Genomic DNA, 12,840 nt, shown 5'->3' on the forward strand with positions numbered 1-12,840 from the left:
TTTCATCATTTGTCCCTAGGGCTTGTAGAAGAAATCGTAGCGAGCGGCTCCAGGCTGATGCGAGAAGCACAGCCGTACATGTGGTACGGCGAGCATCACAGGAGCAGCATGGAGGCGCGCAGTAGATTTATTCACAAGCTCTCAGAAGGCCAGCCCCAGGCTCAGGTACCAGCGTATCTTGCCGTCGTTCTGCGCCTTGGCGATGTCCAGCGCCAGGGGTGCCACCGGGCTCATCCAGCGCAGGCCCACGCCGTTGCTGTGCTGCAGCGAGAAATCCTGCCAGCTGTCGGCGGCGTTGCCGGCGTCGTGGAACAGCGCCAGCGACCAGTCGCGGCTGACCGGGATCTGGTACTCCAGGCTGCCCACCGCCAGCACGCGACCGCCCAGCACCGAGTCGTCCGGGCCGGGCAGGCCGAGCCCGAGGTACTCGTAGCCGCGCACGCTGGTGGCGCCGCCGGTGCGGAACAGCCGCGAGGTCGGCACGCGGTCGGCGTTGTTGGTGAACACCTCGCCCAGCTCGATCCGGCTAACCAGCGTGCCCCACTTCTTCTGCGGGCTCCAGTAATGCACCAGCTTGCCGTAGCCGCGCACGAAGGCGGCGCTCGACAGCGTGTCGCCCAGGGTGGAGGAGACCTGCAGGTCGATCAGCGTGCCGGAACGCGGGCGGCGCACGTCGTCGAGCTGACGCCGCGTCCAGCCGTAGCTGGCCAGCAATGCCTGGTTGTCCTGGCTCAGCGTGTCGGCCACGGTTTCCTGCTCCAGCAGGTATTCCAGGCCGATGCGCGATTCGATGTTGCCGCTGGTGCGGATGCGCCACAGCCCGCCTTCCACCGAATCGGTCTCGACCCCCTGGATGTCGGTGTGCTTGAAGGCGGCGTTGAGGCTGTGCGAATAGCCGTCGGCCTGGCGCGGGAAGCTCAGGCCGAACTTGATCGCCTGCTCACTCGGTTTGTGTTCGAGCAGGATCGAGCCGATGTAGCCGCGCTTGAACAGGTTGTAGTGGTCGTAGCCGACGCGGGTACCGAAGCCCTCGCCGGCCTCGAAGGTCAGGCCCAGCGTCAGCTTCTGGCGCGGCAGCTCTTCCACCGCCACGTCCACCGGCACGCGGCCGTCGGCGATGCGGCTCATGTCGGTGCTCACCACCACGCTGGAGAAGTACGGCGACTGCTCCAGCGCCGCCTGGTAGTCGAGCAGCCCTTGCAGGGTATACGGCGTGCCGGGCCGGAAGCGCGCCATGCCGACCACCACGTCCTCCGGATAGCGCTTGAGGCCGCTCACGTTGATCGGGCCGAACGCCACCGGCGCGCCGCTGTCCACCTCCACCGTCAGCGTGGCGCGGTGCGTCACGGGATCGACGTCGGCGCGGCTGGTGGCGATCCTGGCCAGCGGGTAGCCGTCGACCTGCAGCTGGCGCAGCAGCACGCGCTTGCCGCTATCCCACTCGGCCTGGCGGAAACGCGCGGCGGTCGGCAGCGGCCACAGCTCCAGCGCGCGCGCCAGCCGTGGGTGGAAGTCGGGGGCCGAACTGACCGGCCCGGTCAGGCGCAGCGTGACGTCGTCGATCAGCACCGGCTCGCCCGGCTCCACCACCAGGCGGTAGCGGCGCGGCTCGCGGCTCTCCTCGTCCAGCCGGATCTTGGCGCCGAAGTAGCCCTCGGTTTCCAGCAGTGCCTGCGCCTGCCCCGGCGCCTCGCGCAGCAGTGCGTCGAGCTGCATCTCGTCCATGTCCGGGTCGTTCTGGCTGGCGACCAGCTCGAGGCTGCCGGTGAGCAGCTCGCCCAGATCGTCCGGCGCCGCGATCTCGACCGTGTACGGCAGCGCCGCCCAGGCGTGGCCGACCGGCAGCGACAGCGCGGCAGCCAGCAGTACACGGCGGCAGAACGGGGCCAGGCGGCCGAAGGGGAAAGACGTCATGAGCCTAATGGTAAAGAAAGCCTGCCCTGGCCGCGAGTGGATGCAGCGGGGCGAACAGCGGTAGCGAACACACGGCACGGCAGTCCTCCCGGGCCGGAAGCAGGGCAACCACCAAGGCGCGGAAACGAACCCTCCCCAATGGAGCTATGCACAACGGTGCGTATTTTAATGCCTCAGGTCAAGGCCAGCTCCGATCGGGGGGGGAGAAAATGTGCCATGGGCACGACCCTGACCACGCTTGTCCCGACCACGTTTGTCTAGGTGCAGTGAAATGGCAAAAAAGTTTCCCCTCCATCCCAAGCATCCCGAGCGCATCTGCTGGGGATGCGACAAGTACTGCTCGGTCGACGAGTTGCGCTGCGGCAACGGCTCCGACCGCACGCAGCACCCGATCGAGCTGTTCGGCCCGGACTGGGCCGAGCTGGAAGCCGACGGGGCGGACTCCACGGAGGCAACACCGCCGGCCGTGCCCTAGCCTGACGTAGCCCCCGGATCACCGGGCAACCGCCCTATCCCCTCGCGCCATCCCCCTCATCGTTCCACCACGGTGCCACGCGCGTACCCTGCACTGGCGCGCCGTGACGCCTCGGCTCGCGCCATCGCCCACCAAACGCCGACCAAAAACAAAAGCGGCGGGATGATCCCGCCGCTGCTGTGTCACAGACTGCTGCCCGAACGCTTATTTCTTGCGCTGCGGCGGCAGGTCCGTGCACGTGCCGTGCGCCACTTCGGCGGCCATGCCGATGCTCTCGCCCAGGGTCGGGTGAGCGTGGATGGTCTTGCCGATGTCGGTGGCGTCGCAGCCCATCTCGATCGCCAGGCAGATTTCGCCCAGCATGTCGCCGGCGTGGGTGCCGACGATGGCGCCGCCGATCACCTGGTGCGTCTCGGCGTCGAAGATCAGCTTGGTGAAGCCCTCGTCGCGGCCGTTGGCGATGGCGCGGCCGGAAGCGGCCCACGGGAACACCGCCTTCTCGATCTTGATGCCGTCGCGCTTGGCGATTTCCTCGGTCACGCCGACCCAGGCCACTTCCGGATCGGTGTAGGCCACGCCCGGGATCACACGCGCATCGAAGAAGGACTTGCCGCCGGCGCAGTTCTCGGCCGCCACGTGCGCCTCGTGGACGGCTTTATGCGCCAGCATCGGCTGGCCGACGATGTCGCCGATGGCGTAGATGTGCGGCACGTTGGTGCGCTGCTGCTTGTCCACCTCGATGAAGCCGCGCTCGGTCACCGCCACGCCGGCGTTCTCGGCGCCGATCAGCTTGCCGTTCGGGGCGCGGCCGGCGGCCACCAGCACCAGGTCGTAACACTGCGGTTCGACCGGCGCCTTGGCGCCTTCGAAGGTCACCCAGATGCCTTCAGGGCGAGCTTCGACCGCCACGGTCTTGGTGCCGGTCATGATGTTGTCGAAGCGATGGGCGTTCATCTTTTCCCACACCTTGACCAGGTCGCGGTCGGCGCCCTGCATCAGGCCATCCAGCATCTCGACCACGTCGAGGCGCGCGCCCAGCGTCGAGTACACCGTGCCCATTTCCAGGCCGATGATGCCGCCGCCGATGATCAGCATCTTCTTCGGCACGGACTTGAGTTCCAGCGCACCGGTCGAGTCGACGATGCGCGGGTCCTGCGGAATGAACGGCAGGTTCACCACACGCGAGCCGGCGGCGATGATGGCGTTCTTGAACTTCAGCGTCTTCTTCTCGCCGGTCTTGTCCTGGCCGTTGCCGCTGGTCAGTTCCACCTGCAGGTGGTACGGGTCGAGGAAGCTGCCCACGCCGCGCACCACGTCCACCTTGCGCGCCTTGGCCATGCCGGCGAGACCGCCGGTCAGCTTGCCGATGACCTTTTCCTTGTAGCCGCGCAGCATGTCGATGTCGATTTCCGGCTCGGCGAACTTGATGCCGTTGGCGGCCAGGTGCTTCACCTCGTCGATCACCGCGGCATTGTGCAGCAGCGCCTTGGACGGGATGCAGCCGACGTTCAGGCACACGCCGCCCAGCGTGGCGTAGCGCTCGACCAGCGCCACTTTCAGGCCGAGGTCGGCGGCGCGGAAGGCGGCGGAGTAGCCGCCGGGGCCGGCACCCAGCACCAGCACGTCGTATTCGGCATCGGCGCCGCCGCTATGGCTGGCAGCCTGCGGAGCCGGGGCGGCGGCCGCAGCGGGAGCAGCCGCCGGGGCCGGCTCGGCGGCCTTGGGCGCTTCGGCGGCGGCGCCCGCGGCTTCGATCACGGCGATCACGTCGCCTTCGCTGACTTTGCCGCCGACGGCGACCTTCATCTCGACGATCTTGCCGGCGTGGCTGGCCGGTACTTCCATCGTGGCCTTGTCGGTTTCCAGCGTGATCAGCGAGTCTTCCACGGCGACCACGTCGCCGGCTTTGACGAACACCTCGATGATGTCCACATTGCTGTGGCCGCCGATGTCCGGGACTTTCAGTTCGATCAGATTGCTCATGGCTTGTTCTTAGCGTCCATGTTGGGCGGAAGCCCCTCCGGCAAGGCATTGCGGCCTTGCGCACTCAGGGGCGTCCCACTGGTATTCGGCTTTGCGGCGGGGGACAGCCCCGGTGATGCCAGCGCGACGCCATGCCGGCCTCGCCTGCTCACCGGGGTGTCTGCCCTGCCACCCGGCGATCAGAGGATCAGGCGGCGCACGTCGGACAACAGCTTGCCCAGGTGCACGGTGAACTTGGCCGCAGCGGCGCCGTCGATCACGCGGTGATCGAACGACAGCGACAGCGGGCACATCAGGCGCGGCGCGAATTCCTTGCCGTTCCACACCGGCTTGATCTGGCTCTTGCACACGCCGAGGATGGCCACTTCCGGCGCGTTGACGATCGGCGTGAAGCTGCTGCCGCCGATGCCGCCCAAGCTGGAGATGGTGAAGGTGGCGCCCTGCATGTCGGTCGGCTTGAGCTTGCCTTCACGCGCCAGCGCGGACAGCTCGGTCAGTTCCTTGGCGATCTCTTTGATGCCCTTCCGGTCCACGTCCTTGATCACCGGCACCACCAGGCCGTTAGGCGTGTCGGCGGCGAAGCCGATGTGGTAGTACTGCTTGAGCACCAGGTTGTCGCCGTCGAGCGAGCTGTTGAAGGTCGGGAAGGCCTTCAGCGCCTCGGCGGCGGCCTTGATGATGAAGGCCAGCGGGCTGATCTTCAGGCCGGACTTTTCCCATTCCTTGCCGATCTGCTTGCGGAAGTCTTCCAGCTCGGTAATGTCGCACTCGTCGTTGAACGTCACGTGCGGGATCACCACCCAGTTGCGGTGCAGGTTGGCGCCGGAGATCTTCTGGATGCGCGACAGCGGCTTGGTTTCGATCGGGCCGAACTTGGCGAAGTCGACCTTCGGCCACGGCAGCAGGTCGAGACCCGCGCCGGAACCGGCCGGGGCGGCCACCGGGGCCAGCGCCGCCGGGTTCTGCATCACGCCCTTGACGTAGGCCTTGATGTCGGCCTCGACGATGCGGCCCTTGCGGCCGGTGCCCTTGACTTTGCCCAGATCGACGCCCAGTTCGCGCGCGAAGCGGCGTGCCGACGGACCGGCATGCGCCTTGCTGAAGGCGGCTTCGTCGATCGCGGCGGCGGCCGGGGCCACGGCGGCGGGCGCAGCAGCCACCGGAGCCGGGGCGGCTGCCGGAGCGGGGGCAGCGGCCGGAGCCGGTGCGGCGGCCACCGGAGCAGCTGCAGCTGCAGCAACAGCGCCCTCGACCACCACGATCAGATCACCCTGGCTCACCTTGTCGCCCACCTTGACCTTCACTTCCAGCACCTTGCCGGCGGCGGTGGCCGGCACTTCCATGGTGGCCTTGTCGGTTTCCAGCGTGATCAGCGAGTCGTCGACGGCGATCACGTCGCCCGGCTTGACCGTCACTTCGATCACGTCGACACCGCTGTGGCCGCCGATGTCCGGCACGGCGATCTCGACACGGCCGGTGGCGGCGGGAGCCGCAGCGGGCGCGGGGGCTGCTGCCGGAGCGGGTGCTGCGGCAGGAGCAGAAGCGGCAGCCGAGGCGGCGGCCACAGCAGCGGAGGCGGCCACAGCGGCTTCGACGCGTGCGATCACGCTGCCTTCGCTGACCTTGTCGCCGATCTTGACCAGCACGTCCTTGACCACGCCGGCGGCGCTGGCCGGCACTTCCATCGTGGCCTTGTCGGTTTCCAGCGTGATCAGCGAGTCGTCCAGCGCCACGGTGGCACCGGGCTGGATGAACAGTTCGATGACGTCGACGTTCTCGTGGCCGCCGATGTCGGGTACTTTCAATTCGATGAGATTGCTCATGGTTGCGTTCTCAAGTGCGGCGGAGCGTCGGCAGGACGCCCCGCGTCGATACGGTACTCGGGAGCAAGGGGAGAGCGGCGCCCTCCCCGCGCATTCCCCCGCTTACACCTTCCAGGAAGGCTGCTTGTCGGCTTTCAGGCCGTACTTGGCGATCGCCTCGGCCACCTTGTCGATGCCGATCTTGCCTTCGTCGGCCAGCGCCTTGAGCGCGGCCACGGCGATGTAGTAGCGGTTCACCTCGAAGAACTCGCGCAGCTTCTGGCGGCTGTCGGAACGGCCGAAACCGTCGGTGCCCAGCACCACGTAGCGGCCCGGCACGTACTCGCGCACCTGGTCGGCATAGTTGCGGATGTAGTCGGTGGCGGCGATGGTCGGGCCGTCGAAGCCTTCCAGCACCTCGGTCACGTACGGCTTCCTGGCCGGCTCGGTCGGGTGCAGCAGGTTCCAGCGTTCGGCTTCCATGCCGTCGCGGCGCAGCTGGTTGAACGAGGTGGCGCTGAAGATGTCGGAAGCCACGTCGAAGTCGTTGGCCAGCAGGTCGGCTGCGGCGATCACTTCGTTGAAGATGGTGCCCGAACCCATCAGCTTGACGCGCAGACGACCACCACCGGCCGACTTGAGCTTGTACAGGCCCTTGAGGATGCCCTCTTCGGCGCCCGCCGGCATCTCCGGATGCGCGTAGTTCTCGTTCATCACGGTCAGGTAGTAGAACACGTCCTGCTGTTCCACATACATGCGCTTCATGCCGTCGTGCACGATCACCGCCACTTCGTAGGCGAAGGTCGGGTCGTAGGTGACGCAGTTCGGGATCAGGCCGGCCTGGATGTGGCTGTGGCCGTCTTCGTGCTGCAGGCCCTCGCCGTTCAGGGTGGTGCGGCCGGCGGTGCCGCCCAGCAGGAAGCCGCGGGCGCGCAGGTCACCGGCGGCCCAGGCCAGGTCGCCGACGCGCTGGAAGCCGAACATCGAGTAGTAGATGTAGAACGGGATCATCGGCACGCCGTGGTTGGCGTACGAGGTGGCGGCGGCGATCCAGGAGCTCATCGCACCCGGCTCGTTGATGCCTTCCTGCAGGATCTGGCCGTCCTTCGACTCCTTGTAGAACATCAGCTGGTCGTGGTCCTGCGGCACGTAGTTCTGGCCCCAGGTGTTCCAGATGCCGAGCTGGCGGAACATGCCTTCCATGCCGAAGGTACGCGATTCGTCCGGCACGATCGGCACGATGTGCTTGCCGATCTGCTTGTCCTTGACCAGGGTGCCCAGGATGCGCACGAAGGCCATGGTGGTGGAGAACTCGCGGCCGCCGGAATCCTTCAGCAGCGCGTCGAAGGCGGACAGTTCCGGAATCGCCATCGGCTCCTTCACCGGATTGCGCGCCGGCAGGTAGCCGCCCAGCGCCTTGCGGCGGGCGTGCAGGTACTGCATTTCCGGGCTGTCGTCGGCCGGCTTGTAGAGCGGCACGCTTTCCAGCTGTTCGTCGGAGAGCGGGATGCCGTAGCGGTCACGGAAGTGCTTGATGTCTTCCATGTCCATTTTCTTCTGCTGGTGCGCGGTGTTCTGCGCTTCGCCCGAACTGCCCATGCCTTCGCCCTTCACGGTCTTGGCGAGGATCACGGTCGGCTTGCCGTTGGCGTTGTGGCAGGCCTCATGGTAGGCGGCGTACACCTTGCGCGGATCGTGGCCGCCGCGGTTGAGCGCCCAGATCTCGTCGTCGGTCAGGTCGGCGACCAGTTCCAACAGCTCCGGGTACTTGCCGAAGAAGTGCTGGCGCACGTAGGCGCCGTCCTTGGACTTGAAGGTCTGGTAGTCGCCGTCCACGCACTCCATCATGCGTTTCTTCAACAGGCCGGTCTTGTCCTTGGCCAGCAGGGCGTCCCACTTGGAGCCCCAGATCACCTTGATCACGTTCCAGCCGGCGCCCTGGAATTCGCCTTCCAGCTCCTGGATGATCTTGCCGTTGCCGCGCACCGGACCGTCCAGGCGCTGCAGGTTGCAGTTGATCACAAACACTAGGTTGTCGAGGCCTTCGCGCGCGGCCACGCCCATGGCGCCGAGCGATTCCGGCTCGTCCATCTCGCCGTCGCCGCAGAACACCCATACCTTGCGGTTCTTGGTATTGGCGAGACCACGGTCGTCCAGGTACTTCATGAAACGCGCCTGGTAGATCGCCATCAACGGGCCCAAGCCCATCGATACGGTCGGGAACTGCCAGAAGTTCGGCATCAGCCACGGGTGCGGGTAGGAGGACAGGCCGTTGCCGTCCACTTCCTGGCGGAAGTTGAGCATCTGGTCTTCGGTCAGGCGGCCTTCCAGGAAGGCGCGGGAGTAGATGCCGGGGGCGGAGTGGCCCTGCACGTACACCAGGTCGCCGCCGTGGCCGTCGCTCGGGGCGTGCCAGAAATGGTTGAAGCCGGTTTCGTACAGCGTGGAGGCGGACTGGAACGAGGCGATGTGGCCGCCCAGCGCCATGTCGTTGCCCTTGTTGGCCTTGACCACGGTGGCCAGCGCGTTCCAGCGCACGATGTTGCGCAGGCGCTCTTCCACGGCCGGGTCGCCGGCCAGCGGCGCCTGGCGGTCAAGGGCGATGGTGTTCACATAGGGGGTGGTCGACCCCAGAGTCAGATCGACGCCGCCGTCGCGGGAGCGTTCGACCAGATGTTCCAGCAGGTACTGGGCACGTTCGATACCTTCGTTTTCCAGTACCGATTGCAGTGCATCCAGCCACTCTTTCGTCTCCAACGGATCGATATCGTCAGGGAAGGTTGTAGCCATCTCTCATCCTCACATCTGGTTTCTTGGGTAGCGGTCGGGGCCGTTCCCGCTCTGTCATCACCCGGCTCAGGAATGAATCGGCTTTGCCGGTGTTGGATTGAAAATGAACATTAACCGAATCGAAATTTTCGTTTACGAACAGTTTGTTCATCAGATTCGCAGTGTAAAGCTTGCACTGTTCGAAAAGGAATAGGCAATCAGGGATTTCCCACAAATTATGCGAATTGAGAGGAGTTGCTGCGATGCACGATGTTGTTTTTTTACCATTCCCACCCTGCGGGAATGCCGAAACGCTCATTTCCGCGCCGGGCGGCGCTCCTCCTTGAGCCGGCTCTGCAGTTCGCGCACGCGCGCCTCGATCGAAGAGCGCAGGTAGAAATCCTCGCCCGGCGCCTGGCTGGCGTACTGGAATTGTTCCAGCGCGGCCTCGTAGCGTTGTTCGTAATAGAACGCCTGCCCCAGCGCGGCGTGGTAACGCAGCGCGTCCTTATCAGCGTAGATGGCGGCCTCGCGCCGGTACAGCCCGGGCTCGCCGGGATGCTGGCCGAGCTGGCTGCGCAGCCGTGCCAGCGCGGCCTCGCGCTGGCCGCTGTCGAGTAAGGTATCGAGCTCGCCGTAGCGCAGCGGGCCGTAGCCGGGGAACGCCGCCAGGCCGCGCCGGTAGGTGTCCTGCGCCGCCGCCCAGTTGCGCTCGGTGCGCTCGATGGCGGCCTGCTGGACGAACAGCAGCGGGCTCGCCGGCAGGCGCTGACGCGCTTCGGCCAGCGCCGTGCGCGCCGCCGCCGGCTGGCCGGCGGCGAGCCGCGCCAGCGACAGGCCGTACCACTGCGCCCCCTCGTTGAGGAACTGGCGGTTCTGCAGGCTCGTCTGGTAGTAGCGCAGCGCCTCGTCGCGCCCCAGCGTCGCCAGGCGCAGCTTTTCCCGTATCAAGAGGTAGGCGGTGCTGTCGGCGCGCATCTTGAGCGGAAAGGCCAGCGCGCGGTCCTGCGCCTCGCTGATGCGTTCGCCGGTGACCGGGTGCGAGCGCAGGAAGGCGAGCGCATTGTTGTCGTTGAAGCGGTTGCCTTGCTGCATGCGCTGGAAGAAGGTCGGCATGGCGCGCGCGTCGAAGCCGGCGGCGGCCAGGTATTGCATGCCGAGCCGGTCGGCCTCGCGTTCGAAATCGCGCGAGTACGCCAGCTGGCTGGAGATCGACAGGCCGATGCCGGCGTTGATGGCGCCGAACGCCGCGTCGGAGTTGCCGGAACGCGAGGCGAGCGCGCCGGCCAGCAGCGCGGCGAGCAGCCACAGCTGGTTGGGCGCGCTGGCCGCCTTGAGCCGGGCCAGGTGGTGCTGGCTGGCGTGGGCGATCTCGTGCGCCAGCACCGAGGCCAGTTCGGCCTCGCTCTGCGTGGTCAGCACCAGTCCGGAGTGCACGCCGATGTAGCCGCCGGGCATGGCGAAGGCGTTGATGCTGCGCTCGTTGACGGCAAAGAACGAGAAGCTCAGATCGGGAGCCTGCGCCGCCTGCGCCAGCCGCCCGCCCAGCTCCTGCAGGTAGGCGGCGACGTCGGCATCGTCGATCACGTCACCGGATTCGCGCAGCCGGTTCATCACGTCGCGCCCCACCGCCGCTTCCTGGCTGGGGCTGAACGAAGCGGACGAGGCATCGCCCAGCTCGGGCAGGTCGATCTGGGCGGAAACGGTGCCGGACAGGGCCAGCGCCAGCACGGCGGCGGTCAGGGTGGTCTTCATGTCCCACCTATGATACCCATCGCCCGCGCAAAGTTGCAGGTTTGTCCCCGACTCAGATGTGGAATTCCGGTGCCGCGGCGAAACGCTCCCAAGCCTCATGGGTGGACAGATAATGGCGTCCGGCGAAGCGCTCGAGCAGGCCGGCACGCGCGAGCACCGCGGCCACCGGTCCCTTGACCTCGGCCAGCGCCAGCGTCACCCCGCGTGCCGCCAGACTGTCGTCCAGCCACTCCAGCATCGCCACGGCGCTGACATCGAGGCGGTTGACCGCGCTCATGATCAGCACCAGCGTGGTCAGCTCGGGCCGTTCGGACAAGCGTTCGAGCACAGCGTCGCGCACCAGCCGGGCATTACCGAAGTAAAGGCTCTCGTCGACGCGCAGGAACAGCACGCCCGGCAGCGTCTCGGCCGTGAAGCGCGCCACGTTGCGGTAGTGCTGCGTGCCCGGCAGCCGCCCCACTTCGGCCATGTGCGGCCGGCTGCTGCGCCACTGCCAGGCGCCGAGCGACACCAGCACGCCGACCACGATCCCGCTCTCCACCCCGAGCAGCAGCACCAGCGCGAAGGTCAGCGCGAAGGCCACCGCGTCGGCGCGGTCGGCGCGCCAAGCCTGGCGCAGCACACCGAAACGGATGCTCGGCGCCACCGCCGCAACGATGATCGCCGCCAGCACGGCAAGCGGCAGGCTGGCGAGCGCGTCGCCGGCGAACAGCAGCACCAGCGCGATGCCGGCGGCGGCGACCCACGACGCCAGTTGGCTGTTCGCCCCGGCGGCGGCGTTGACCAGCGAGCGGGTCAGCCCGCCGGTGACCGGAAAACCGCCGAACAACCCGGCCCCGACGTTGCACACGCCGAGCGCCAGCAGTTCACGGTCCGGCTCCACCCGCTCGCGCCGCGGCGCGGCCAAGAGCTGCGCCACCGACAGGCTTTGCACGTAATTGATCAGGGCCATGAAGAAGGCCGGCAGCATCAACTCGCCGAGCCGTCCCCAGGGCAGCACCGGCAGGGCGAGCGACGGCAGTCCCGACGGCACCGGGCCGACCACCGGCAGGCGGCCCTCCCAGCCCGCCTGGCGCACCGCCAGCAAGGCGGCCAGCACGGCCAGGGCCGGTGCGGTGCGCGCCAGCGCCGGCGGCAAGGCCCGCCGCGCCCCGGCCAGCCACAGCAAGGCCGCCCCACCGAAGGCCAGCGCCGCCGTATCGATCCGGCCCAGCCCTTCCAGCAAGCCCATCAGCAGCACCGGCAACGAGGCGCCTTGCGCGTGCAGCCCGAGCAGCGGCGCCAGTTGCGACAACACGATCAGCAGCGCCGAGGCCGACGTGAACCCCGACAGCACCGGCAACGACAGGAAATCGGCCAGAAAACCGAGCCGCGCCAGCCCCAGCGCGATCAGCATCGCCCCGGACAGCAGCGCCAGCCACACCGCCAGCGCCAGGTACTCGCCGCTGCCGGGTTCGGCCAACCGCGCCAGCGTCGCCGCCGCCAGCAGCGAGGTCAGCGCCATCGGCCCCACCGATTGCGCGTGGCTCTTGCCGATCAGGCCGTACAGCAGCAAGGGCGGCAGGCTGGCGTACAGGCCGACGGCGGGCGGTAGCCCGGCTACCAGCGCGTAGGCCAGGCCTTGCGGCACTAGCAGCAGCGTCACCACCACCCCGGCGACCACGTCGCCGGCGAGCCAGTCTCGGCGGTAGTGGCTGAGCCACGCCGGCAGCCAGGCCCTCATGCCCGCGGGCGTTCCAGCCAGCGGTACATGGCCATGCCGGCCAGCATCGCCAGCACGAACAGCAGCGCCGGATCGGACAGGGTGCCCAGCAGCACCAGCGCCGGCCCCGGACACAGCCCGGCGAGCCCCCAGCCGATGCCGAACAGCACGCTGCCGACCACCAGCCGCGGCGTGATCGCGCGCGAACCCGGCAGGTGCAAGGGTTCACCCAGCCAGCTCGTCTTGTGCCGCTGCGCCCACTGGAACGGCAGCAAGGCCACGCCGATGGCACCGACCATCACCAACGCGAGGCTGGGGTCCCACGCCCCGGCCAGATCGAGGAAACCCAGCACCTTGACCGGATTGGCCATGCCCGACACGATCAGGCCGAGACCGAAGACCAGCCCGGCGGCAAAAGCCGACAGCTTTTTCATGACTCT

8 protein-coding genes are annotated in these 12,840 nt (G+C 67.6%); 1 reads left to right on the forward strand and 7 read right to left on the reverse strand.

The annotated features are described in order from the left end of the window. Positions 1–141: 141 nt before the first annotated feature. Complete coding sequence (locus PSEMAI1_RS0119050) at positions 142–1,914, reverse strand: autotransporter assembly complex family protein (RefSeq protein WP_024304407.1); 1,773 nt, start codon at positions 1,912–1,914, stop codon at positions 142–144. A 271-nt stretch (positions 1,915–2,185) separates the two neighbouring features. Here PSEMAI1_RS0119050 and PSEMAI1_RS0119055 point away from each other — a divergent pair, with 271 nt between their 5' ends. Continuing rightward, the gene (locus PSEMAI1_RS0119055; protein WP_024304408.1) at positions 2,186–2,389 is read left to right on the forward strand and encodes a DUF3079 domain-containing protein; all 204 of its coding nucleotides are present in this window, start codon (positions 2,186–2,188) and stop codon (positions 2,387–2,389) included. 204 nt (positions 2,390–2,593) lie between these two features. Here the strand turns inward: PSEMAI1_RS0119055 and lpdA are convergent, their stop codons facing one another. From lpdA to PSEMAI1_RS0119090, 6 genes are all read right to left on the reverse strand, one after another. Further along, positions 2,594–4,372, reverse strand: coding sequence for a dihydrolipoyl dehydrogenase (gene lpdA, locus PSEMAI1_RS0119060; RefSeq protein WP_024304409.1), 1,779 nt, complete (start codon positions 4,370–4,372; stop codon positions 2,594–2,596). A gap of 179 nt (positions 4,373–4,551) precedes the next feature. Further along, a complete protein-coding gene (aceF, locus tag PSEMAI1_RS0119065; RefSeq protein ID WP_024304410.1) occupies positions 4,552–6,195 on the reverse strand; it encodes a dihydrolipoyllysine-residue acetyltransferase in 1,644 nt (547 codons plus the stop codon). Positions 6,196–6,297: 102 nt separating this feature from the next. Further along, positions 6,298–8,964, reverse strand: a complete 2,667-nt coding sequence (aceE, locus tag PSEMAI1_RS0119070; protein WP_024304411.1) for a pyruvate dehydrogenase (acetyl-transferring), homodimeric type — start codon at positions 8,962–8,964, stop codon at positions 6,298–6,300. 294 nt (positions 8,965–9,258) lie between these two features. Next, positions 9,259–10,698, reverse strand: coding sequence for a M48 family metalloprotease (locus PSEMAI1_RS0119080; RefSeq protein WP_024304412.1), 1,440 nt, complete (start codon positions 10,696–10,698; stop codon positions 9,259–9,261). Positions 10,699–10,750: 52 nt separating this feature from the next. Continuing rightward, the gene (locus tag PSEMAI1_RS0119085) at positions 10,751–12,421 is read right to left on the reverse strand and encodes a SulP family inorganic anion transporter (RefSeq protein WP_024304413.1); all 1,671 of its coding nucleotides are present in this window, start codon (positions 12,419–12,421) and stop codon (positions 10,751–10,753) included. Further along, positions 12,418–12,834, reverse strand: coding sequence for a YeeE/YedE family protein (locus PSEMAI1_RS0119090; RefSeq protein ID WP_024304414.1), 417 nt, complete (start codon positions 12,832–12,834; stop codon positions 12,418–12,420). Before PSEMAI1_RS0119090 ends, PSEMAI1_RS0119085 begins: the two co-directional genes overlap by 4 nt. Positions 12,835–12,840 lie beyond the last annotated feature (6 nt).

Source organism: Pseudogulbenkiania sp. MAI-1 (genome assembly GCF_000527175.1).
Classification (GTDB): Bacteria; Pseudomonadota; Gammaproteobacteria; order Burkholderiales; family Chromobacteriaceae; genus Pseudogulbenkiania.

Excerpts from the sequence above, each read along its gene's own strand:
- PSEMAI1_RS0119050 (WP_024304407.1), bottom strand. The coding sequence starts at position 1,914 with ATGACGTCTTTCCCCTTCGGCCGCCTGGCCCCGTTCTGCCGCCGTGTA.
- PSEMAI1_RS0119055 (WP_024304408.1), top strand. The coding sequence starts at position 2,186 with ATGGCAAAAAAGTTTCCCCTCCATCCCAAGCATCCCGAGCGCATCTGC.
- lpdA (WP_024304409.1), bottom strand. The coding sequence starts at position 4,372 with ATGAGCAATCTGATCGAACTGAAAGTCCCGGACATCGGCGGCCACAGC.
- aceF (WP_024304410.1), bottom strand. The coding sequence starts at position 6,195 with ATGAGCAATCTCATCGAATTGAAAGTACCCGACATCGGCGGCCACGAG.
- aceE (WP_024304411.1), bottom strand. The coding sequence starts at position 8,964 with ATGGCTACAACCTTCCCTGACGATATCGATCCGTTGGAGACGAAAGAG.
- PSEMAI1_RS0119080 (WP_024304412.1), bottom strand. The coding sequence starts at position 10,698 with ATGAAGACCACCCTGACCGCCGCCGTGCTGGCGCTGGCCCTGTCCGGC.
- PSEMAI1_RS0119085 (WP_024304413.1), bottom strand. The coding sequence starts at position 12,421 with ATGAGGGCCTGGCTGCCGGCGTGGCTCAGCCACTACCGCCGAGACTGG.
- PSEMAI1_RS0119090 (WP_024304414.1), bottom strand. The coding sequence starts at position 12,834 with ATGAAAAAGCTGTCGGCTTTTGCCGCCGGGCTGGTCTTCGGTCTCGGC.